Annotated in this window: 24 protein-coding genes and 1 tRNA gene; 15 read left to right on the forward strand and 10 right to left on the reverse strand. The window is 71.3% G+C overall.

The genetic code is table 11. The features are described 5' to 3' along the window. Positions 1-240 precede the first annotated feature (240 nt). The gene (locus J4709_RS17235; RefSeq protein WP_208241887.1) at positions 241-1,191 is read right to left on the reverse strand and encodes a phosphoribulokinase; all 951 of its coding nucleotides are present in this window, start codon (positions 1,189-1,191) and stop codon (positions 241-243) included. 182 nt (positions 1,192-1,373) lie between these two features. On the opposite strand from J4709_RS17235, the gene J4709_RS17240 reads away from it, so the two are divergent. Further along, a complete protein-coding gene (locus tag J4709_RS17240; protein ID WP_208241888.1) occupies positions 1,374-2,030 on the forward strand; it encodes a response regulator in 657 nt (218 codons plus the stop codon). Beyond that, positions 2,027-3,196, forward strand: a complete 1,170-nt coding sequence (locus J4709_RS17245) for a GAF domain-containing sensor histidine kinase (RefSeq protein WP_307801310.1) — start codon at positions 2,027-2,029, stop codon at positions 3,194-3,196. The genes J4709_RS17240 and J4709_RS17245 overlap by 4 nt, the downstream gene beginning before the upstream one ends. Before the next feature lie 67 nt (positions 3,197-3,263). Here the strand turns inward: J4709_RS17245 and J4709_RS17250 are convergent, their stop codons facing one another. After that, the gene (locus J4709_RS17250) at positions 3,264-4,436 is read right to left on the reverse strand and encodes a saccharopine dehydrogenase family protein (protein ID WP_208241889.1); all 1,173 of its coding nucleotides are present in this window, start codon (positions 4,434-4,436) and stop codon (positions 3,264-3,266) included. 177 nt (positions 4,437-4,613) lie between these two features. Between J4709_RS17250 and J4709_RS17255 the strand changes: the two genes are divergently transcribed. Further along, on the forward strand, positions 4,614-4,793 hold the full coding sequence (locus J4709_RS17255; RefSeq protein WP_208241890.1) for a hypothetical protein: 180 nt from the start codon (positions 4,614-4,616) through the stop codon (positions 4,791-4,793). On the opposite strand, the gene J4709_RS17260 is transcribed toward J4709_RS17255, so the two are convergent. Next, a complete protein-coding gene (locus J4709_RS17260) occupies positions 4,756-5,658 on the reverse strand; it encodes a LysR family transcriptional regulator (RefSeq protein ID WP_208241891.1) in 903 nt (300 codons plus the stop codon). The genes J4709_RS17255 and J4709_RS17260 overlap by 38 nt on opposite strands. A 202-nt stretch (positions 5,659-5,860) precedes the next feature. Between J4709_RS17260 and J4709_RS17265 the strand changes: the two genes are divergently transcribed. The 8 genes from J4709_RS17265 to J4709_RS17300 all read left to right on the forward strand — a co-directional run bounded on the left by J4709_RS17265 (position 5,861) and on the right by J4709_RS17300 (position 12,179). Continuing rightward, entirely contained in the window at positions 5,861-7,294 is a 1,434-nt protein-coding gene (locus tag J4709_RS17265; protein ID WP_208241892.1) for a form I ribulose bisphosphate carboxylase large subunit, read from the forward strand. A 1-nt stretch (position 7,295) separates the two neighbouring features. Then, entirely contained in the window at positions 7,296-7,724 is a 429-nt protein-coding gene (locus tag J4709_RS17270) for a ribulose bisphosphate carboxylase small subunit (protein WP_208241894.1), read from the forward strand. A 20-nt stretch (positions 7,725-7,744) separates the two neighbouring features. Then, entirely contained in the window at positions 7,745-8,692 is a 948-nt protein-coding gene (cbbX, locus tag J4709_RS17275; protein WP_232383623.1) for a CbbX protein, read from the forward strand. A gap of 99 nt (positions 8,693-8,791) precedes the next feature. Next, positions 8,792-9,700 carry a proteasome assembly chaperone family protein gene (locus J4709_RS17280; protein WP_208241898.1) on the forward strand — a complete coding sequence of 303 codons (909 nt, stop codon included), beginning with the start codon at positions 8,792-8,794 and terminating at the stop codon, positions 9,698-9,700. Positions 9,701-9,771: 71 nt separating this feature from the next. Further along, a complete protein-coding gene (locus J4709_RS17285; protein WP_208241900.1) occupies positions 9,772-10,191 on the forward strand; it encodes a CBS domain-containing protein in 420 nt (139 codons plus the stop codon). Further along, positions 10,188-10,835: a dienelactone hydrolase family protein gene (locus tag J4709_RS17290; protein ID WP_208241902.1), complete on the forward strand. Its 648-nt coding sequence runs from the start codon at positions 10,188-10,190 to the stop codon at positions 10,833-10,835. Before J4709_RS17285 ends, J4709_RS17290 begins: the two co-directional genes overlap by 4 nt. Before the next feature lie 32 nt (positions 10,836-10,867). Continuing rightward, positions 10,868-12,049, forward strand: a complete 1,182-nt coding sequence (locus J4709_RS17295) for a geranylgeranyl reductase family protein (protein WP_208241904.1) — start codon at positions 10,868-10,870, stop codon at positions 12,047-12,049. 55 nt (positions 12,050-12,104) lie between these two features. Continuing rightward, positions 12,105-12,179: transfer RNA gene (locus J4709_RS17300), tRNA-Val, on the forward strand. A gap of 305 nt (positions 12,180-12,484) precedes the next feature. Here the strand turns inward: J4709_RS17300 and J4709_RS17305 are convergent. Beyond that, the gene (locus J4709_RS17305; RefSeq protein WP_208241906.1) at positions 12,485-12,859 is read right to left on the reverse strand and encodes a hypothetical protein; all 375 of its coding nucleotides are present in this window, start codon (positions 12,857-12,859) and stop codon (positions 12,485-12,487) included. A 122-nt stretch (positions 12,860-12,981) separates the two neighbouring features. Next, complete coding sequence (locus J4709_RS17310) at positions 12,982-13,767, reverse strand: GntR family transcriptional regulator (RefSeq protein WP_208241908.1); 786 nt, start codon at positions 13,765-13,767, stop codon at positions 12,982-12,984. Between the two features lie 80 nt (positions 13,768-13,847). Here J4709_RS17310 and J4709_RS17315 point away from each other — a divergent pair, with 80 nt between their 5' ends. Continuing rightward, entirely contained in the window at positions 13,848-14,276 is a 429-nt protein-coding gene (locus tag J4709_RS17315; RefSeq protein ID WP_208241910.1) for an NUDIX hydrolase, read from the forward strand. Positions 14,277-15,733: 1,457 nt separating this feature from the next. Beyond that, positions 15,734-16,090, forward strand: coding sequence for a hypothetical protein (locus J4709_RS17320; RefSeq protein ID WP_208241911.1), 357 nt, complete (start codon positions 15,734-15,736; stop codon positions 16,088-16,090). Between the two features lie 44 nt (positions 16,091-16,134). Here J4709_RS17320 and J4709_RS17325 read toward each other — a convergent pair whose 3' ends face one another. The 4 genes from J4709_RS17325 to J4709_RS17340 form a co-directional block, all read right to left on the reverse strand. Further along, on the reverse strand, positions 16,135-16,821 hold the full coding sequence (locus J4709_RS17325; protein ID WP_232383624.1) for a DUF899 domain-containing protein: 687 nt from the start codon (positions 16,819-16,821) through the stop codon (positions 16,135-16,137). Positions 16,822-16,892: 71 nt separating this feature from the next. Further along, positions 16,893-17,615 (reverse strand): SDR family NAD(P)-dependent oxidoreductase, encoded by a 723-nt coding sequence (locus tag J4709_RS17330; RefSeq protein ID WP_208241913.1) that lies wholly within the window; start codon positions 17,613-17,615, stop codon positions 16,893-16,895. A 20-nt stretch (positions 17,616-17,635) separates the two neighbouring features. After that, on the reverse strand, positions 17,636-18,604 hold the full coding sequence (locus J4709_RS17335) for an RNA polymerase subunit sigma-70 (RefSeq protein WP_208241915.1): 969 nt from the start codon (positions 18,602-18,604) through the stop codon (positions 17,636-17,638). 92 nt (positions 18,605-18,696) lie between these two features. After that, positions 18,697-19,143 (reverse strand): nuclear transport factor 2 family protein, encoded by a 447-nt coding sequence (locus tag J4709_RS17340; RefSeq protein WP_208241917.1) that lies wholly within the window; start codon positions 19,141-19,143, stop codon positions 18,697-18,699. 190 nt (positions 19,144-19,333) lie between these two features. On the opposite strand from J4709_RS17340, the gene J4709_RS17345 reads away from it, so the two are divergent. After that, positions 19,334-19,780, forward strand: a complete 447-nt coding sequence (locus J4709_RS17345) for a group II truncated hemoglobin (RefSeq protein ID WP_208241919.1) — start codon at positions 19,334-19,336, stop codon at positions 19,778-19,780. A gap of 75 nt (positions 19,781-19,855) precedes the next feature. Continuing rightward, positions 19,856-20,851, forward strand: a complete 996-nt coding sequence (locus J4709_RS17350; RefSeq protein ID WP_208241922.1) for a ketopantoate reductase family protein — start codon at positions 19,856-19,858, stop codon at positions 20,849-20,851. On the opposite strand, the gene J4709_RS17355 is transcribed toward J4709_RS17350, so the two are convergent. Beyond that, the gene (locus J4709_RS17355; RefSeq protein ID WP_208241924.1) at positions 20,836-21,783 is read right to left on the reverse strand and encodes a DUF6891 domain-containing protein; all 948 of its coding nucleotides are present in this window, start codon (positions 21,781-21,783) and stop codon (positions 20,836-20,838) included. The genes J4709_RS17350 and J4709_RS17355 overlap by 16 nt on opposite strands. Between the last annotated feature and the right edge of the window lie 151 nt (positions 21,784-21,934).

Consider the following 21,934-nt stretch of genomic DNA (forward strand, 5'->3'; position numbering starts at 1 on the left):
GCCAGGTTCGAGCTTGCGAGAACCTGATCGCGCAGCGAGCCCCTGGGCGAGCCGGAGCGATGCAGCGATCGCCGCATTGCCCGCCGAAGGAAGGCGCTCCAGCGCCTGACGCCAAAGGCAATGCAAAGGCTGGGAGAGCGCCCCTCGCGCCCGCTGGGGGCGCTCTCCCGGCCGCCGCGGTGCGCGCGGCCCGAGGCACAGGTCCGAGCCTCGGGGCCTCCCCGCGCGCCCGCGGGGTCTCTAGGCCGCCTGGCGGTGGTCGGCGTCGAGCAGGTGGTAGAGCAGCAGCAGCTGGGTGATGGCCAGCGGGTCGCTGGTGGCGGCGTCGCCGAGGCGGCCGAGGGCGTCGGGGTCGGGCAGGACCTCTCCCGCGCGCGCGCCGAGCCGCTCCCAGATGGCCTTCTTCACGACCTGGGACTCCTCGGGCGAGACGTAGCCGTGGACGTGCAGGGCGTCGACGGGGCGGCCGTCGTCGTCGCGGTGCAGCCGCAGGTGCAGGAGCTTGTCGGCGTCGCCGGGGGTGCCCTCCAGGACGTCGGCGAGCTCGGGGTGGTCGATCGTCGGGCGCAGCAGCAGCTCGGCCGACAGGGGCGTGCCGGGTGGGTCGAGGCGGCCGGCGACGGGCGCGAACCGCACCACGATGTCGGCGTACTTGCGCTGCGGCCGGATGTAGGCGGCGCTCTCCGGCTCGCGGCGGGCGAGTTCGGCCATGACCTGCTCGGGGCTGTAGCCGCGCTTGTCGCAGTCGCGGCGGACCTTCCAGGAGTGCCGGAGCGGCTCGGGCGGGTCCAGGTAGACGGTGATGTCGAAGCACGCGCGGGCGAGCCGGGTGTGGAGGGGGAGCAGGCCCTCGACGATCACGAAGTCGCGCGGCTCGACGAGTTCCGGCCGGACGAGCTCGCCGGTGGCGTGGTCGTAGACGGGCTTCAGGATCGGCTCGCCCATCGACAGCAGCTGGAGGTGCTGCTCCATGACGTCGATGTGGTTGCAGTCGGGGTGCAGCGCCGTGAACGGCTTGCCGGCCCGTTCGGCGCGGTCGTAGCGGTGGTAGTCGTCGACGCAGACCGCCGTCATCCGGTCGGCCCCCAGGCACCGCACAAGCCCCCTGGTCAGTGTGGTCTTGCCCGCCGCGCTGTCCCCGGCGATGGCGAGCATGACGGGGCGGCGGCCCGCCCCGCGCGCCCGGAGCATATGCACGATCCGATGGGGCACCTGGCTCCTCCGTCCTGCGGAATCCGGTTTTCGACTGGGAGAGTAGGCCGGTCGCGCGGCGGCGGCGTCCCCCGGTCGGGGGAGAGCGGGGGTGAAGTGGGCGGGAGGCCCGGCCCCGCCGGGGCTACTGGTGAGTAGCTTGGGGTTGTTATCGTGCCGGAATGGGCGCCCCCGTACGCGTCGTCCTGGTGGACGACCACGAGATGATCCTCGCCGGACTGCAGGCGATGCTGGCCGGGTTCGCGGGCCGGGTGCGCGTCGTCGGGCAGGCCGGGACGGGGGCGGAGGCCACCCGGCTGGTCACCATGCTGCGGCCCGACGTCGTCCTGCTGGACGTGCGGCTCGGCCCGGAGAGCGGCCTCGACCTGTGCCGGCTGCTCACCGGCCGCGTCCCGGAGGCGCGGGTGGTGTTCCTGTCGGTCTACGACGACGAGCAGTACGTCTTCGAGGCGCTGCGCGCCGGGGCGGGCGGCTACCTGCTGAAACGGGTGGACGGCCCGGAGCTGGTGCGGCGCCTGGAGGAGGTCGCGCAGGGCGAGACGGTCGTCGACCCGACGCTCGCCGGCCGGATGGCGGTGACGGCGGCGCGGCTGACCCGCGGCGAGTTCTGGCCCGGCGCGAACCGCGGGCTCACACAGCGCGAGAGCGAGGTGCTGTCGCTGCTGGTCGGCGGGCTGTCGAACAAGGCGATCGCGGCCCGGCTGGTGCTGAGCGAGGAGACGGTGAAGAGCCACCTGCGGGCGCTGTACCGCAAGCTCGAGGTGACCGATAGGTCCGCGGCGATCGCGGTCGCGCTGCGCGAGGGGCTGTTCCGGTGACGGCGTCGCCGCCCGCTCCGGCGGAGCTGCTCGCCGGGCGCGGCAACGACCTGCTCGTCCGGATCGTGGCTGTGGCCTGCTCGGACCGGGAGCTGCCACGGATGGCCGAGGAACTGGCAGGGCTGGTCGTCCGCTCGGCGCGCGCGCTGACGTTCTGTGACGTGTACGTACTGGACGACGAGGAGCGCGCGCTCGAATGGTCGGGCCCGGCCGTCCCGCTGGGGGAGGGTGACGTCGGCTGGGTCGCCGCGCACGGCCGCGCCCGCGCGCACACGGACGGACGAGGCGTCGCGGTCCCCGTCCGCAGCGGGAACACCACGATCGCGGTGGTGGACGTCCGGTCCGCGGGCCCGTGCCCGGACGACGACGTCGCGCTGGTGACCGCGCTGGCGGAGCTGTTCGCGCCGGTGCTGTGCTCGTGCCGGCGGCTGCGGGCGGCCCGGGAGCGCGAGCACGCCGCCGAGCGGTTCGCCGAGCGGGCCGTGGAGGCGCAGGAGGCCGAGCGGTCCCGGCTGAGCCGGGAGATCCACGACGGGATCGCGCAGCGGCTGGCCAGCCTGGGCTTCCACCTGTCGGCGGCCGAGCGGGCGCTGCCCGAGCACCACCCGGAGGGGCTCGCGCAGATCATGGTCGCGCGGAAGCTGTGCGAGCTGGCGGCGGCGGAGACGCGGGCGGCGATCGGCGGGCTGCGGCCGCCGGTGCTGGACGACCTCGGCCTGTCGGCGGCGCTGGCGACGCTCGCCCGCGAGGCGGGCGACGGCCCGGGGCCGTCCGGCGTGATCGACGTCAGCGTGACCGTGGAGGGCGAGCTGGAGGAGGAACTGCCCGACCACGTGCAGACCGCGCTGTACCGGATCGCCCAGGAGGCGGTCGGCAACAGCCTGCGGCACGCGTCGGCGACCTGCGTGGACCTGCTGCTGGAGCACGCGACCGACCGCGTCCTGCTGAAGGTCACCGACGACGGCACGGGGTTCTCCGTACGCGACGTGTTCGCGCAGGGCGCGCGCGCGGAGCGGACCCGGCGCACCGACTCCTACGGCCTGCGCGGCATGCGGGAACGCGCCGAGCTACTGGGCGGTCGCGTCACCGTCACCAGCCGTCCCGGGGTCGGCACGACCGTCGAGGCGGTCATCCCCGTCCCCGGCGCCGCCCGCCGAACGCGTTGACTTGCGGCGTGTCGGCCTTAAGCGGCGGCTTTTAAGGCCGACACGCCGCAAGTCAACGGAGGCGGGGCTAGGTGAGGACGCGGAAGGTGATCCCGGCGGCGGTGAGCCTGGCGATCAGCGCGTCGCCCATCGCGGCGGCCGTGGTGACCTGCCCGGACGTCTTCGGCAGGTCGTCGTGGACGAGGCACAGCGCGGACTGCGCGAGCATCTTCGCGGTCTCGCCGTAGCCCGGGTCGCCGCCCGCGACCTCGGTCACGACCCGCTTCCCGCCGCCCTCGCCGACGAACTTCACGCTGAACCAGTTGCGGGCGCGCCGCTCGGCGGACGGCCCCTCGCCCGGCGCGCGGAGCCGCAGCAGCAGCGACCGGGTTGGCGGTAGCTGCGCGAGCGCGAGCAGGGCGCCGGAGCCGACCGCCATCCCGGCGGCCGTGGGCAGCCGCTTGACCGCGAGGTAGTGGCCGTAGGAGAAGTCCGGGCCGTACCGGTCGAGGGCGGCGGCGGAGCGGGTGACGATCTGCGGGTCGATGGTCGGCAGCGGGAGCGTCCAGCCGCCCCCGACGCGCGCCTTCGGCGCGGGCCGCCGGGAGATCCGGACCTTCCGGCCCTCCGGCCGGCCCTCGGCGCGGCGCCGCTCGCGCTCGGCGCGCATCATGCCGGTCATGTCGGCGAAGATGCCGACCGCGGAGGCGATCGTGCCGCCCGACGCGTCGCCGTGCACGCGCAGGAACCCCTCGACGTGCAGCGGGACGCCCTCGGGCAGCTGCTTCACGGTGAAGTAGGCGCCGAGGTCGTGCGGGATCGAGTCGAAGCCGCAGGCGTGGATGATGCGGGCGCCGCTGCGGACCGCCTCGTCGTGGTACTTGAGGTACATCCGGTCGACGAAGGTCGGCTCGCCGGTGAGGTCGACGTAGTCGGTCCCGGCGCGCGCGCACGCCGCGACGAGGGGCTCGCCGTACTGGACGTACGGGCCGACCGTCGTGATGACGACCTTGGCCGACCGCGCCATCTCCTCGACGGAGGACGGGTCGGAGGTGTCGGCGTGCAGCAGCGGGAGGTCGGCGCAGGCGGGGTCGATCGCGGCGGCGCGGTCGCGGACGGCCGCGAGCTTGGCCTGGTTGCGGCCGGCCAGCGCCCAGCGGGTGCCCGGGTCGGCGTGCGCGGCCAGGTACTCGGCGGTCAGGGCGCCGGTGAACCCGGTGGCGCCGAACAGCACGATGTCGTACGGGCGGTCGGTGGTCATGGCTGCGCCTCTCCCGGTCCCGGGGCACGGATCTGTACCGAACCCGATTCTGTCCTGTCGGCGGCCCGTCGGGGGCCCGCCCCGCCGTCGATGTGAGCGACTGCACTCCAAACGCGGCAGGCGCCTTTCATTCCCGCGTATGCCCTAGTCTTGGTCCCTACGAGGGGAGATGGTGGCGTGATCGGGCTCGCCGTGGCGATGGACGCGGTCGCCACGATCTCCCTGTGCTGGGCGCTGGCCGGCGTGCTGCGACCCGCGCTGGTGCCCGGCGGCGGCGACGGCGGGCGGTCCGTGGCGGTCGCGCTCATCGGCGTCAGCCTCATCCTGCTGTCGGTACCCCTGTGGAGCCTGCCCTAGCCGGGGGCAGCCAGCCCGGCGCGTCCAGCAGGTGCCGGACGAACAGCAGCGTCGTCGGAGTCGGCACGGCGCCCGCCACCGCGTGCCATGGGCGGTCGAGCGGCATCCCGGGCGCGTCGATCGCCACCAGCCGTCCCGCGGCCAGCTCGGCGCCGACCGCGTCCCGCGACACCAGCGCGACCCCGAGCCCGGCCGCCGCGCCCGCGATCACCGCGCCGTTCGAGCCGAGGACGAGCCGGGGCGGCGCGACCTCCAGCTCGGCCAGGTAGGCGTCCGCGGACGCCCGCGTCCCCGACCCGGGCTCGCGCATCACCCACGGCGTGCGGGCGGGCGCGAACCCGTCCGCGACGTCCGGCGCGCCGACCACGACCAGCTCGTTCGGACGCGTCGCCAGCACGGTCGCGGCGGCGTCGGCCGGCGGACGGCCCGCCAGCACGAGGTCGGCCTCGTGCGCGGCCAGGCTGCTCCACACCTGCCGCCGATGCCCGACCTCCAGGGTCAGCTCGACGTCGGGCCAGCGCGTCCGGAACGAGGCGAGCAGCTCGGGAAGGATCTGGTCGGCGGCCGTCGTCACCGCCGCCAGCCGCAGCGGCCCGCGGCCGGGATCGGCCGCGCCGCGCGCCGCCGCCCGCCCCTCCTCCAGCAGCCCGAGCACCTGCCGCGCGTACCCCGCGTAGACGGTCCCGGCCGGGGTCAGCCGGACGCCGCGCCCCACCCGCCGGACGAGCGGGACGCCCAGGTCACGCGTCAGCGCGGACACCGCCGCCGACACCGCCGACTCCGTCACGTACAGCCGCAGCGCCGCCGCCCGCACGGACCCGGTGTCGGCGAGCGCGACGAACGTCCGCAGCCGTGCCTCCGTCACGTCCGGCCTCCTGATTCAAGCGAATACTTGATGGTCACCGTAGAACACTTGATGGACAGCGCAAGTGTCGGAAGGCGAAGCTCGAGCCGTCACGGTTCCACGTGGCCGGGACGCGGCGCTCCGGCCCCATTCCCCTGGGCATGCCGTCCTTTCGCGGGACGGAGCCGCCGCGTCCCGCCTCCCACGCGAAGGAGAGCGGCGGATGAGTTCGGGCAGATGGTCGGCGGGCGTGATCCCCTATGCGGAGATGGGCTACTGGAAGCCCGACTACGAGCCGAAGGACAGCGACGTCCTCGCCGCGTTCCGGATCACGCCGCAGCCGGGCGTCCCGCCGGAGGAGGCCGGCGCGGCCGTCGCGGGGGAGTCGTCCACCGCCACCTGGACGGTCGTGTGGACCGACCGGCTCACCTCGTACGAGAACTACCAGGCCAAGTGCTACAGGGTGGAGCCCGTCCCGGGCCAGGAGAACCAGTTCATCGCCTACATCGCCTACGACCTCGACCTGTTCGAGGAGGGGTCGATCGCGAACCTGACGTCGTCCATCATCGGGAACGTCTTCGGGTTCAAGGCGCTGAAGGCGCTGCGCCTTGAGGACATGCGGATCCCGACCCACTACGTCAAGACGTTCCAGGGGCCCGCGCACGGCATCGTCATGGAGCGCGAGTACCTGGGCAAGTTCGGGCGCCCGCTGCTCGGCGCGACCGTCAAGCCGAAGCTCGGCCTGTCCGCCCGCAACTACGGGCGCGTCGTCTACGAGGCCCTGCGCGGCGGCCTCGACTTCACCAAGGATGACGAGAACATCAACTCCCAGCCGTTCATGCGCTGGCGCGACCGGTTCCTGTACTGCATGGAGGGCGTGAACCGGGCGCAGGCCGCGACGGGCGAGGTCAAGGGCCACTACCTCAACGTCACCGCCGCGACCATGGAGGACATGTACGAGCGCGCCGAGTTCGCCAAGGACCTCGGCAGCGTCATCGTCATGATCGACCTGACGATCGGCTATACGGCGATCCAGTCGATGGCCAAGTGGGCGCGCCGCAACGGCATGATCCTGCACCTGCACCGCGCCGGGCACTCGACGTACACGCGGCAGAAGAACCACGGCGTGAACTTCCGCGTCATCGCCAAGTGGATGCGGCTCGCCGGCGTCGACCACATCCACGCGGGGACGGTCGTCGGGAAGCTGGAGGGCGACCCGAACAGCGTCCGCGGCTACTACGACACGCTCCGCCTCGACCACGTGGCCGCCGACCCGGTGAAGGGCCTGTACTTCGACCAGGACTGGGCGTCGCTGCCGGGCTGCATGCCGGTCGCGTCCGGCGGCATCCACGCCGGCCAGATGCACCAGCTCCTGCACTACCTCGGCGAGGACTCGATCCTGCAGTTCGGCGGCGGGACGATCGGCCACCCGATGGGCATCGCCGCCGGCGCCACCGCCAACCGCGTCGCGCTCGAAGCGATGATCAAGGCGCGCAACGAGGGCCGCGACTACCTCGCCGAGGGCTCCGACATCCTGCGCGCCGCCGCCAAGAACAGCCGCGAGCTGGACATCGCCCTGTCCACCTGGGGCGACATCACCTTCACCTACGAGTCGACCGACACCCCCGACGTCGTCGAGACCCCTGTGAGCGTGTGACATGCGGATCACCCAAGGCACCTTCTCCTACCTGCCCGAGCTGACCGACGACGAGATCACCAAGCAGATCGCCTACGCCCTCGACCAGGGCTGGCCCTGCTCCGTCGAGTTCACCGACGACCCGCACCCGCGCAACGCCTACTGGGACATGTGGGGGCTGCCCATGTTCGACCTCGCCGACCCCGCCGGCGTCCTGTACGAGGTGAAGGAATGCCGCAAGGCGTACCCGAACCACTACGTCCGGCTGAACGCCTACGACGCGCACTACGGGCGGCAGACCACGGCGCTGCAGTTCATCGTCCAGCGGCCGCCCGTCGAGCCCGGCTTCCGCCTCGACCGCGAGGAGACCTCCGACCGGCGCATCCGCTACACGCTGCACTCCTACGCGACGGACCGTCCCGAAGGCGAGCGCTACGGAGACGCGCGTTGAGCGACCGTCCCGGCTTCGGCATGAGGCCCTCCGAAAACGGCTCCCCGGCGGCCCCACCCCAGGCTCCCGCCGCCGGGGAGCCGGCCCCGCCGGCCCCGCTGCCGCCGGATGCCCGCGTCGACCTCGCGCAGGAGCGCGCCGACTCGCACGCCGACGAGGTCCTCGACGCCCTCGACGCCGAACTCGTCGGCCTCGCCCCGGTGAAGACCCGCATCCGGGAGATCGCCGCGCTGCTGCTCGTGGACCGCGTCCGCGCGCGCTTCGGCATCGACTCCGCACGCCCCAACCTGCACATGTGCTTCACAGGCAGCCCCGGAACCGGCAAGACGACCGTCGCGGTGAGGCTCGCCGAGCTGCTCCACCGGCTCGGCTACATCCGCAAGGGCCACCTGGTCTCCGTCACCCGCGACGACCTCGTAGGCCAGTACGTCGGCCACACCGCGCCGAAGACCAAGGAGGTCCTCAAGCGCGCGATGGGCGGCGTCCTGTTCATCGACGAGGCGTACTACCTGTACCGGGCCGAGAACGAGCGCGACTACGGGCAGGAGGCCATCGAGATCCTCCTGCAGGTCATGGAGAACCAGCGGGACGACCTCGTCGTCGTCTTGGCCGGCTACAAGGACCGGATGGACTCCTTCTTCGCGTCCAACCCCGGTATGAGCTCCCGCATCGCCCACCACATCGACTTCCCCGACTACAAGCCGGACGAGCTGGAGGCGATCGGGCACCTGATGATGCGGCGCGAGGGGTACGTCCTGGCCCCGCAGACCGAACCCGTCTTCCGCGACTACCTGGACAGGCGCCGCGTCCAGCCGCGCTTCGCCAACGCCCGGTCCGTCCGCAACGCGATCGAGCGCGCGCGCCTGCGCCACGCCAACCGGCTCCTCGCCGCCGCAGGCGAGGTCGACCGCGCCGCCCTCACCACCCTCGAACCCGAGGACTTCCTCGCCAGCCGAGTCTTCCTGTGATCCGCGGCACCCCGAATGAGGTCGCGATCACAGTCGGGAAAGGGATTCACCTCTCCATGTCCTAGTGTTAAGACGAGACATGAAGAGGTGGGGGAGAAGTTGCTGAACCCTGAGGATCTGTACGAGCTGGACACCGACCTGCCGGAGATGACCGGCCCGGTGCTGCTGCACAGCCTCGACGGCTTCGTGGACGCCGGATCCACCGGGCAGCTGGTGCGCGAGCACCTGCTGGAGGCCTTGGAGCACCGCGTCATCGCCCGCTTCGACGTCGACTCGCTGATCGACTACCGGGCCCGGCGCCCGACGATGACCTTCGACCGCGACCACTGGGCGTCCTACGACGCGCCCGAGCTGGTGGTGCGGCTGCTCCAGGACGAGGCCGGGAGCCCGTTCCTGATGCTGTCCGGGCCGGAGCCCGACCGGCTCTGGGAGGGCTTCACCCAGTCCGTCCTGCATCTGGTGAAGCGGCTGGACGTGGGGCTGGTCGTCGGGTTCCACGGCATCCCGATGGGCGTGCCGCACACCCGTCCCGTCGGGGTGACCTCGCACGCCACCCGGCCCGAGCTGATCACCCGCAACACCTGGTTCGACAAGGTGCAGGTGCCCGGCAGCGCCGCCGGGCTGCTGGAGCTGCGGCTCGGCGAGGCGGGACGCGACGCGCTCGGCCTGGCGGTGCACGTCCCGCACTACCTGGCCCAGTCCGCCTATCCGGCCGCCGCGGTCGCCGCCCTCGAGCAGATCGTCTCCGCGACCGGGCTGGAGCTGCCGGTCGAGCGGCTTCGCGAGGCCGCCGCCGCCACCGACGCCGACATCGCCGAGCAGGTCGACGGCAACGCCGAGGTGGAGAAGGTCGTGCGGGCGCTGGAGCAGCAGTACGACGCGTTCGCCGGCGCCGCCGAGCGCGACAGCCTGCTCGCCGAGTCCCAGGACATGCCGACCGCCGACGAGCTCGGCGCGCAGTTCGAGCGGTTCCTCGCCGAGCAGGAGGGCCCGGACTCCTCGTCCTGACCCCCGGCCGGAGCGCCGGACATATCCCGGCTTGCGCTGGGTAGGCGAGCCCCCGGAGGGGAGGCGCGCGCATGGCCCAGAGAGTGAACGAAGTGATGACGCCGGTGCCGGTGGCGGTGTCCCCGGACACCACGCTGGTCACCGTCAGCGACCTGATGCGCCGGCACGGCATCGGCGACGTGCTGGTGGTGCACGAGGGGCGCCTGCGGGGGCTGGTCACCGACCGCGACATCGTGGTCCGCGCCGTCGCCGTCCAGCGGGACGTCGGGGACACCACGGTCGGCGACATCTGCAGCACCAACATGGTCACGGTGGCGCCGGAGCAGGACGCCGACGAGGCCGTCCGGCTGATGCGCCGGCACGCCGTCCGGCGGCTGCCGGTCGTGGACGGCGACCGTCCGATCGGGATGGTGTCGATCGGCGACCTCGCGGTGCAGCGCGACGAGCGCTCGGCGCTCGCCGACATCAGCGCCGAACCCCCCAACACATGATCACGCTGAAGCTCGCCGACGCCGAGCTGAACGGCGACCTGGCGATCCCGGACGACCCCGCCGGCATGGTGGTGTTCGCGCACGGCAGCGGCAGCTCCCGGCACAGTCCGCGCAACCGCGCGGTCGCCGAGGGGCTGAACGCCGCTGGGATCGGCACGCTGCTGCTGGACCTGCTCACCGAGCAGGAGGACCAGGTCGACCGGGTCACCGCCGAGCTCCGCTTCGACATCGAGCTGTTGACGATGCGGCTGATCGGCACCGTCGACGCGCTCGCCGAAGGACTGGAGTCCGCACCGCACACCGCCGGCCTGCGGATCGGCCTGTTCGGCGCCAGCACCGGCGCCGCCGCCGCGCTCGCCGCCGCGGCCGCCCGCCCCGACGTCGGCGCCGTCGTGTCGCGGGGCGGCCGTCCCGACCTCGCCGGCCCGTCGCTGCCCCGCGTCCGCGCGCCCGTCCTGCTGATCGTCGGCGGCGCCGACCCGGAGGTGCTGCGCCTCAACGAACAGGCCCGGCAGCGGTTGGACATCGCCGAGCTGCACATCGTCTCCGGCGCGACCCACCTGTTCGAGGAACCGGGCGCACTGGAGGAGGTCACCATGCAGGCCGCCGACTGGTTCAACCGCCACCTCGACCACGGCGCCTGATTCGGAACGGGCCGCCGGGGCACGATGTCGGCATGCCCGACGTCATCGTGGTCGGAGCCGGACCGGCCGGCTCGGCAGCCGCCTGCCACCTCGCCCGCTCCGGACTCGACGTCCGCGTCCTGGAGAAGAGCGCCTTCCCCCGCGAGAAGGTCTGCGGCGACGGCCTCACGCCCCGCGCCGTCCGCGAACTCCACGACCTCGGCGTCGACATCGACGCACCCGGCTGGTTCCGCAACCGCGGCCTCCGCCTGATCGCCGGCGACCGCCTCCTCGAACTGCCCTGGCCCGACACCGGGTACCCGCCCTTCGGCCTGACCCGCACCCGCCACGACTTCGACGACATCCTCGCCCGCCACGCCGTCGCGGCCGGAGCGACCCTCTCGCAGAACACCAAGGTCACCGCCCCCATCCGCGACCGGACGGGCCGCGTCACCGGCGTCCGCACCGACGCCGGCGAGCACCGCGCGCCCATCGTCATCGCCGCCGACGGCGCCTCGTCCCGCCTCTCCGTCGCCCTCGGCCTGCACCCCCGCCGCGACCGCCCCATCGGCACCGCCGCCCGCCGCTACTACCGCAGCCCCCGCCACGACGACCCGTACCTCGAAGCCTGGCTCGACCTCGTCCCCGCCGGATACGGCTGGGTCTTCGGAATGGGCGACGGCACCTGCAACGTCGGCGTCGCCCTCCTCCGCACCGCCCACGCCGACTGCCGCCGCCTCCTGGACGACTGGCTAGCCCGCACACCCCCGGACTGGGGCTTCACCGAAGAGAACGCCACATCCCCCCTCCACGGCGCCGCCCTCCCCATGGGCTACTCCCGCCGCCCCCACTACCTGCCCGGCCTCCTGCTCACCGGCGACTCCGGAGGCATGATCAACCCGTCCAACGGCGAGGGCATCGCCTACGCGCTCGAAGCCGCCCGCATCGCCGCCGAGACCATCACGACCGCCCTCGCCGCCCCCACTCCCGGCCAGCGCGAACGCATCCTCTACACCTACCCGTCCGCGATCCGCCAGGCGAACGGCCGCCCCTTCACCCTCGGCCGCGCCTTCGCCCGCGCCATCGAGAACCCCGCCGTCATGCGCGCCGCCACCCGCGCCGGCATCACCAGCCCGGCCCTGATGCGCTTCGCCCTCAAACTCCTCGGCAACCTCACCGACCCGTCCGCCGACCGCCTCGCCGCCGCCCTCACCCGCCTGGCCCCCGCCTCCTGACCGTTTCGCGCCCGCCCCACCGAACCGGGTACGCTTTCCCGGGTCACGAGCACGCGGGCGCGTAGCTCAGGGGTAGAGCACTCGCCTTACAAGCGAGGAGTCGGCGGTTCGAAACCGTCCGCGCCCACCATCCAAAGACCCCGTTTCCAGATGAGGAAACGGGGTCTCGTGCCATCACCATGCCATTAGCCCGCAGAGAGAGCCCGCACCCTCACCCGGAGGGTCTCGGGAGCCCCGCGTTGACGATCGCATCCCTCAGTCCCTGAGGGCTCGGCGCTTCGACGAGCCGAGGGACACCACGCGCCCAGACCATCGCCCACCATGATCCGGTGGCTTGGCCGTACCAGGCGCAGACACCGGGGAACTCGCGCTCGATCTGCGCAGCGACCGGACGCCCGCTTAAGCCGGCCGGGAGGACGACCCGGACCGCGTCCATTACGAGTCGCCCGAAGAGCCCGAGAACGGCACCGCCAAGACCCGCGCGATCCGTTCCGCTGCCCTATCCGTCTCTGCCGCTGGGCACAACGGCTCCAGCTCCGGTGGAGACTGCCGGGTCGGCCCCGTCCACACCCACAACCACCACAACGCGCCCTCGTGGTGACGGCACAGCACCTCTTGCCGCATGCCCGGATGCATCAACCCCCCACGCGGATCCTCGGGGTCGGGTTCACCGGCCGGGTTGCTCACCCGCACCGCACCGTGCTCGTACACCTGGACGTCCAGGCCCCGCCCCTTCAGCGCCTTCACCAAAGCCAGAGCGGCGGTGCGCCAGGAACCGTCCGGTGCGCATTGCGGGTCGAGATCGTTCACGACTGGGGTCTCCTAGGCGCCGAGAGAGAAGCTGAAGTGACGGGCCGGCCTTCACGAATCACCCCTAGACGTCTAGAGGAGATGTCTGGACGGTGACACAACTCATCTAGACAAGTCAAGCGCTATCGAGCTGGGAGCTCGTAGGAGAGGACGTACGCGTCACTCGACATGATCGTGTCGCAAACCTCGACCGGTCGTCCGGCCTGGTCATAGGCCGTGCGAACCAGGTGGAACACCGGCATCCCGGGCGCGAGCTTCAGCGCCCGGGCCTCATCGCGAAGCGGCATCCGGGCCCGGATCTCCTCGGTGAAGTGGTCAAGGAGGTGGCCGAGCTCCTCCAGGCGGGCGTAGATCCCGCCGGGGCCGCTGTTGGGCTGCGCGATCTGCGAGTCACGAGCGATCGAGGCTGGAATGTACGAGGTGGCCATCTCCACAGGGTGTCCGTTGAGCAGATACCGGCGCGCCCGGACGATGACCAGTTCATCACTCGCGAGGCCAAGCTTCGACGCGACTTCTGGCGATGGCGGGCTCTCCGTAACGGTGATGGAGTCGACCGACGGCTTGCCGCCGGCCTCCTCGGCCTCGGCGATGAAGGCGGCCTTGCCTTTTTCGCGATGATGACGAGCAAAGCGGTCGGAGGCCAGCCTCCGTACTGGTGACCGGGACCGAACAAAGACACCCTTGCCGTGCTCGGCGACGGTCAGCCCCTCGCTCTGCAGAATCTGGAGAGCGTGGCGCACTGTCATCCTGGCCACGTCGTAGTGCGTAATCAGCTGGCTCTCCGAAGGGAGTTTCTCGCCAGGGGAGAGCTCCTTGCTGTCGATTGCCGCCCGCAGATGATCCGCGATCTGCTTGAAGACCGGCCGGTCGCTCGTCGGATCCAGCTCTGGCAACCCCAGCTCACCCACGCGCGGCCAACTCCTCAACTCGTACATACGTGTACTAGCGTTGAGTCTAGTAGCCGGACCTGGCCAGAGGAGCTTACGAAATGCCCGACAGCCGCCACTCCGTCAGCGTGGCGGGGGTCGTCGTCGACGACCAGGGTCGAGCCCTCCTGATCCAGCGCCGCGACAACGGCCACTGGGAGGCGCCCGGTGGCGTCCTGGAGCAGGACGAGGACATCATCACGGGCCTTCGCCGCGAGGTCCAGGAGGAGACCGGCCTGGACGTGACGCCGATCGCCCTGACCGGCGTCTACAAGAACATGACCCGCGGCATCGTGGCCCTGGTCTTCCGTTGCAAGGCCGAGGCCGGCTCCCTCCGAGAGTCCGACGAGACCTCCGCCTTCCGCTGGGTAACCGCCGACGAGGTCGCCGAGCTGGCCGACGAAGCCTTCGCCATTCGAGTCCAAGACGCCTTGGCCGAGCATCCGGCGGTCCCCATCCGCCAACACGACGGCACCCACGTCCTCCACTGAGGAGCTACCGGGCACAGCGCCCGTTTAGAGCGAGATAAGCACCGGGCGGCTCAGACGGATTTACGGTCCCATCGCCAAACCGCTGTGACCTGCCGATTCTCCTCCTGTGCCATCGAAGTTCGGCACGCATTCGGCGAGCCCGCCATCTAGCGGCGCGAAAAGCCATTCCGCGCACATTTCTCAACTTGATCAAACCGGACACTTTTCGCGGCACGTGGTGCAGCGATCCACCTTCACCATCTCGGGGGCGGGATCCGTCCAGGTGCAGCCATACGGAAAGAACGTCCGTGGGATTGAACCACATATTGGCGTGCTGGAGCCAGCGGGTACGGCGTGGGCGAACATCGGGCTGAAACGAACCACCTGTACGTTCTTCCCTTCGCAACCGAGAAGCGGTTGCTCCGGGTCCTTCGGTTTGATTTCCGTGTCGTGCCCGAACCAAGTCTCATACTCCACCGTCTGAGTCTAGATCGGGCAGCCCCTTGGCGCATCGGCCCCCTTGTCTGTCGAACGTCCGCTACGAGTCTCACGGACAAGATAGCGCCGGGTTGGCAAGCTTGGGCACTCGCCGTGGCCGGTTCGGGATGCTCGTTCACGCTAACAGTGAGCAAGCCTCTCGCGTGGATAACTGTCCCGGCTCGCGGAGATACCAGGGTCGTTGCAGCGTCCTGGCACCCTAGTTCACTTGGCTGGAAGTAACCTAGTTGCTCACTGCCGTTTTGCTCCTCCGTATCGCCGTAGGGCTTCTCGAATCTCAGGAGACTTGCGAAGTAGAACGGCGAACTGCTCCGGGTGCTTCTCGGTCAGCTCTTGAAGCCTCTTGCGGGTCCACCACTGGGCAGATGGCTTTCGGTCTCGCGGTGGTCGCTTCTGTCCTGGCGGCGCGGGATTAGCGTTGTCACCCGTAATGAAGCGGGCGCGCTTCCGCGTCCCGTCCTGCCGAAGCTCGTCAGCGTCCACGTGCGTGATGGTACGCAGTTGCGACAATCTCTATGCCAGCGAGGGCGCTTAAGTCCCTGACCTTCTGTTTACGAGCAAGGCCAGGACCGTACGGTAGCTGTCCCCACAAGTCCGCTGACTGGCACCGGGGCATCCCGCCCGCCAAGGTCATCCGGTTCGGCTGCGGCTAGAGCTGACGCCGTGTTGGGCGGGAGGCGGTGTGATTGGGGTGGTGGCTCGGCGTCTGGGGGGCCTGCAAGCGGATGGCCGGACGAGGCCAGTGGGCTTTCTGCGTGCGGGCGTTACGGCAGGTGACGAGGTTCTGGCTGCGTTAAATACCCTCCGTAATTGACGTTCGACGCTCTCCGTTATCGGCTGAGTGCGTTGGGCTATAGATACTCTCTGTGTTTCTAGTGACACTCTTTGTGTTCGCGTCTTTGCCTTCCCGTCGTCTGGCCTTCAGTGCATCTGTGCTGCGAGTGCGGACGGTGGCGGAGAACATCATCGGAGGAGAGCACATGCCGTCCTTGAAGACCACCGCGGTGGCCCTGGCCGTGACCGCTGCGGCGACCTGTCTGGCGTCCGCCGGCGTTGCCAGTGCGCAGAGCGCTGGGGCTCCGGCGCGGGTCGCCGAGCTTCCGGCGGGCTACCAGATCGTGACGCTGCCCAACGCCAACGTCCCCAACTTCCAGCGGCGGACCGTCTACTGCCCGGGCGGCAAGCACGTGCTCGGAGGTGGCGGAGAGGCTCAGGGCAACGGCGCCATCCTCGTCGGGTCGTTCCCGACGCCGGACGGGCGCGGCTGGATCGCGCTCGGCCGCCAGATCGGCTACAACGACGTCGGCATCAGCGTTTACGCGATCTGCGCCGACTGATTTCCCCGGTCCCGGCCGCCTGCGCGGCCGGGACCGGTCCCGTTTCAGGTGTCCTCGCCGTAGTGGGTGGCTATGTCTTTGCTGCTGGGCCAGCGGCTGTAGGTGGGGGACTGGGGCCAGCCTTCGGGGACGTCCTGCCATTCTTCCTGGCGGCCGTACGGGAGGACGTCGATGAGCGGGAACGTGTGGCTGAGCTGCTCAGTGCCGCGGCCGCCGGTGTGCCAGGTGCGGTAGACGGTGTCGCCGTCACGCAGGAAGACGTTGACCGCGAAGCCGCCGCCGGGCGGGGCGCCCACGTCGGTGCCGAACGGGCTGTTCGCCGTGGAGTACCAGGTCATCTTGTTGCCGACCCGGCGCTTGTAGGCGAGGGCCTCGTCGATCGGGCCCTGGGTGACGATGACGAACCGGGCGTCGTAGGCGTCCAGGAACTCCAGCCGGGTGAACTGCGAGGTGAACCCCGTGCAGCCCGGGCACTGCCAGGTCTTGCCGGGGAACCACATGTGGTTGTAGACGATCAGCTGGGGTCTGCCGTCGAAGATGTCGGCGAGGGTGACAGGACCCTCCTCGCCTTCGAGGGTGTACTCGGGCATCTCGACCATCGGCATGCGGCGGCGCTGGGCGGCGATCGCGTCGAGTTCACGGGTCGCGGCCTTCTCGCGGGCGCGCAGGTCGGCGAGGTGGCGTTGCCAGGTCTCGGCGTCGACGACGGGCGGCAGTGCCTTCGCGGTCATGGGCTCCTCCGAGATTCACGGTTCGACGTGCGTACAGGTAGACCGTGTTCGGGGGTGGAAATCATCGGTGGTCAGGAGGATGCCCCTTGCGCGAAGCCGGCGAGTTGGTGTTCGAGGGCCTTGACCGGGCTGCTGTGCCAGCCGGCGGCGATCGCTTCTGCCATCGGGTCCGGGAAGATGTCCTCCTCGTCCTTCTCCAGGCCGTCGAAGATGGCGCGTGCGACGGACTCGGGCGACGCCTTGGGCATCTCCACCCCGCGCGACATGTCGGTGTCCACGATTCCCGTCAGGACGGCGTGCACCGTCACGCCGCGTGCGCCGAGGAGGGTGCGCAGCGACTGCGTCAGGGAGAACGCGGCGGCCTTGGAGATCGAGTAGGCCGGGACCAGCGGGAACGCGGCGAGGCTGTTCACCGACAGGTTGTTGGCGATGGCGCCCTTGGCGTCGGACAACAGGGGCAGGAACGCCTCGACGACGCGGTGGGTGCCATAGAGGTTGACGGCGAAGTGCCTTTCCAGGACGGACAGGTCGGTCAGGTCGTCGTAGATCGCGACCCCGGCGTTGTTGATGAGGAGGTCGAGCGAGTCGACCGCTTCGGCCGCCCGCCGGATCTGCTCCGGGTCCGTGACGTCCAGCGTCAGCGGTGTGACCCGCTCGTCCGGGTGCTGCTGGGGGACGCGCGCGCCGGCGTACACCTGTCGCGCGCCTCTGCGCAGTGCTTCGTCGACCAGTGCACGGCCGATTCCGCGGTTGGCTCCGGTGATCAGTACTGCCTTGTCGGTGATGGTCGGCATGCTGCCGCTCTCCTTCTGTGTCATCGGGTGGTTTCGAGCGCGGGGGCGAGGCCGAACGTCGGGACCAGGCTCGGGTCGTTGAAGGACGTGATCCGGGCGATGCGGCCCCCGATCAGGGTGAGGACCTGGACGCCGTACGCCTCGTAGCGGCCGGCGCCGGAGCGCCGGTGGACGACGCAGGCGGGCTGGCCGTTGGCGCGGCTGGGGGCCATGTGCCATAGGCCCGGTTGCAGGACGCCTGCGGACAGGAATCCCAGCACCGCGTCCCGTCCGGTGAACCAGGTCGGGGTCGGCGGCATCTCCAGTTCGACGTCGGCCCGCAGGAGGTTCACGAGTGCGGTCGCATCGGCCCGCGCGAACGCATCGACGTAGGCGTCGAGCAGCGCGCGGCGGGCGTCCTCGTCGGGCTCGGCGAGGTCTTCCTCGACCGGGCCGGCCTTGGCGAGGCGGGTGCGGGCGCGGCGGAGGGCGCCGTCGACGGCGGCGGACGTGGTGTCGAGCATTTCGGCGACCTCGGCGGTCCGGAACGCCAGCACGTCGCGCAGCGTCAGCACCGCGCGCTGCCGGGCGGGCAGCAGTTGGAGCGCGGCGATGAGGGCGAGCCGCACCCCGGTGCGTCCGGCGACCACGGCCGCCGGGTCGTCGCCGCCCAGCAGCGCGTCCGGTGCGGGCTGGAGCCACGGCACTGCCGGCTCGTCGGGGGCGAGGGGCGCCCGGTGGTCGTCGGACGGGGCGCCCAGCCCGGACGGCACCGGCCGCCGCGGCCGCGTCTCCAGCGCCGACAGGCAGGTCCGGGTGGCGATCGCGTACAGCCAGCGGCGCAGGGAGGAGCGGCCCTCGAACCGGTCGAAGGCGCGCCACGCGCGCAGGTAGGTCTCCTGGACGAGGTCCTCGGCCTCGTGGATCGAGCCGAGCATCCGGTAGCAGTGGGCGAGCAGCTCCGGCCGGAACGGCTCGGCCAGGGCGGTGAACTCCGTGTCAGATCGCATCGCGGTTCCTCCGGCGGGACGGTCGATATCAAGACCGCGTGCCGGAGGAGAATCCGACGCCCCGATGCTGTGACCTACGTCACGTCCGGTTCCTAGTGGGTGGGAGCGGGGGCGGAGCCGGTGAGGGGGGTCGTGTCCAGGTAGCGGACCTCGTACACGCGCTCGGTGAACTTCCAGCCGTCCGGGGTGCGCCGGTAGCTGTCGTGGTAGACGGCGTAGTTCAGGCCCTCGATGCCGTCGAGGGTGCGGACGACTTCGTGGATGTAGGCGCGGCCGGTCGCGGTGTCGCCGTCGATGCTGACCGCGCCCGGGTGCGTGGTCTGGACGAAGAAGTCCCAGCGGGCCTGGAGCCGCTCGCCGCCGGCGCGGATCTCCTCGCGGCCGACGAGCTCGACGGGGACGTTGGGCATCCGCAGCACGCCGTCCTCGGTGAACAGGGACGCGAGGCGGGGGCGGTCGCGCATCATCGCCGCGTCGGTGAACTCGGCGCGCAGCGCGTCGATCTCGACGCGGTCCGCAATGGCCTGGAAGTCGGTCATCGGTTCTCTCCTTCTGGTGGGTTCCTCAGCCGTATGACGAGACGGGCGGGCGAAATGTGATGCCGCCCTCTGTCTTCGATGGCCGGATTCGGACGGTGAACGGTGCGATTCCCCGGACGCCGCCGTGGACACGACGGCCGGCGGCTGCGATAAACGGCTTGTACGGGACACGGCGAGCCCTGGTGGGATCATGCGGACGCTGTACGAGCACGCGGGCGGCCACGAGGGCCTGCACCGGTTCATTGACGTCTTCTACGCCTCGCTGCTGGCCGACCCGCTGCTGCAGCCGCTGTTCGGCGAGGGACGGCCCACGCACGTCGACCATCTGACGGCGTTCACCGCCGAGACCTTCGGCGGGCCCGACACGTTCTCGCGGGAGGTCGGCTTCGCCCATCTCATCGACGTGCACCGCCATCTGAAGATCACCGAGGAGCAGCGGCGCAGGTTCGTCGAGCTGTACATGGCGGCGGCCGACGCCGTGGGCCTGCCGGACGACGCGCCGTTCCGGCAGGCGCTGCTCGAGCACGTCGAGTTCGGTACCCAGGTCGCGAAGCAGAACTCCCACGCCCAGAGCGACGACGAGCTGCACCCGCTGCGCGAGGTGCCGCACTGGGACTGGCCCTCCGGGACCTCCTGACGCCCCCGGCACGGACGGTGATCTTGACGCTTAGGGTGTGAAGGTCACGGACGTCCAGGTCGAGCGGGGTTTGTCATGCGTTACGTCATCATCGGTGCGGGGGCGATCGGCGGGGCGCTCGGCGGCCGGCTGCGGCAGGCGGGCCAGGACGCGGTGCTGGTCGCGCGAGGTGCGCAGTTCGAGGCGCTGCGCGAGCGGGGGCTGCGGCTCACCGCACCTGACGGCGTGTTCGAGTTGCCCGTGCCGGTCGTCGACGGCCCCGAGGCGCTCGAACTGGCGGAGGACGACGTGCTCGTGCTCGCGGTGAAGACCCAGGACGCGGTCGCCGCGCTGGACGCGTGGGCCGCACGTCCGGTGCTGGGCGGCGGGACGGCGGGGGAGCGCCTTCCGCTGGTCTGCGCCCAGAACGGCGTGGAGGCCGAGCGCCTCGCGCTGCGCCGGTTCCGCCGCGTCTACGGAATGTGCGTGTTCCTCCCGGCGAGCTACCTGGAACCGGGCGCCGTCACCGTCCGCTGCGCGCCCTACACCGGTGCGCTCAACCTCGGCCGGTACCCGTCGGGCGCGGACGAGACGGCCCGCACGATCGCGGACGGCCTGGAGAAGGCGAACTTCCTCGTCCCGGTGACGTCCGAGGTGATGCGCTGGAAGTACGCGAAACTGCTCGGGAACCTCGCGAACGCGGTCGAGGCGGTGTGCGGCTCGCTGGCCGGCGACGAGGCGAAGGCGCTGGTCGCGCGGGCGCGGGCGGAGGCCGTCGAGGTCCTGGACGCGGCGGGGATCGACCGCGCCACCGACGAGGAGCAGCGGGAGCTGCGGGCGGGCCGGGTCGAGGTGCGGCCCGTCGAGGGCGGCGACCCGGCCGGGGGTTCGACGTGGCAGAGCCTGCGGCGCGGCAGCACGTCGGTCGAGGCGGACTACCTCAACGGCGAGATCGTGCTCCTCGGCCGGCTGCACGGCGTCGCGACGCCGGTGAACGAGGCGCTGCTGCGGATGGCGAACGAGTTCGCGCGCTCGGGCCGGGAGCCCGGCTCGATGACGGCGGGCGAGCTGGCGGCTCAGCCGTCCCAGTGATCGACGGCGACGTCCCCCAGCAGCCCGACGGCGACGTCGCCCTCGCGGGCGAGCACCGCCAGCAGGTCCTCCACCTCCGACGGGGTGGCGTAGCGGCCGTGGGAGCAGCGGGCCTCCGCGTCGGGCCTCTCAAGCCAGAGCCGCCGGCCCTCCTCCCAGCAGACCTGCAGGACCCCGCCTGACAGCCCCTCGAAGACGGCGAAGTTGTCCTTCCACGGCGTGAGGGCCGCCAGAACGTCCTTCGCCCCTGCCAGCGTCATCGGGACGTCGTCGTCCGCGTGGCGGCCGCGGTGGTAGTCGCAGAACGTGACGTCGACGCGGTCGCCGGCCGGCGGTTCCGGCGCGGGCTCGCCGGGGCCGGCGGCCAGCCCGCCGAAGCGGCGCCGCCGCCAGGTGAGCGGCACCTCGATCCGTTCGCCGGGGTCGCCGCTCCACTGCACGTCCAGCCCATGGCGCTGCAGCGCGGCGGCGACCTCGCGGCCGATGCCGGCCTGGTCGGCCTGCATCTGCGCGTCGTTGAAGACGCCGTAGGCGATGGTCAGCCCGCCGCCGTCGACGGCGTTCTCCATGTCCTGCCGGTGGCTGAACGCGTAGCCCCGGTACGCGTGCTGCTCGCCGTCGGGCACCTCGCCGCCGATCTCGGCGATGCCGCAGTTCTGGCAGCAGCCGTGGTCGACGCGCGCCACGATCCCGGCCAGGTCGAGGTCGCGGAAGGCGCGGAGGACGCGGTCGGACGCGATCGTCTCGGGCCACGTCCGCTGGTCGGCCAGGTAGGCGGCGAACTCGTCCGCGGTGACGTCCCGCGCGACGCCGTCGGCCCCCGGCGCACCGTCCAGTGACTCGGCCGCGTCGGCGGCGATGGCCTCGTAGTCGTCTTCGCCGAGCGCCAGCAGCAGCCGCACCCGCCCGCGCACCCCGTCCCCGTCGATCATCACCCGAGTATGGCGGTCGCTTGGGGAATGCGCCTCCGTTTCCGCGCTTGACGGGCCTGTTGGGGGTGTTACATGGCGTTCACATTTGGGCAACAGGTGCGAAATGCCTGGTTGGGAGCGTGGTCGGTGCCGGGGGAGCCACAAGGCCCCG

The organism is Actinomadura violacea (assembly GCF_017573465.1).
GTDB classification, from domain to species: Bacteria; Actinomycetota; Actinomycetes; order Streptosporangiales; family Streptosporangiaceae; genus Spirillospora; species Spirillospora violacea.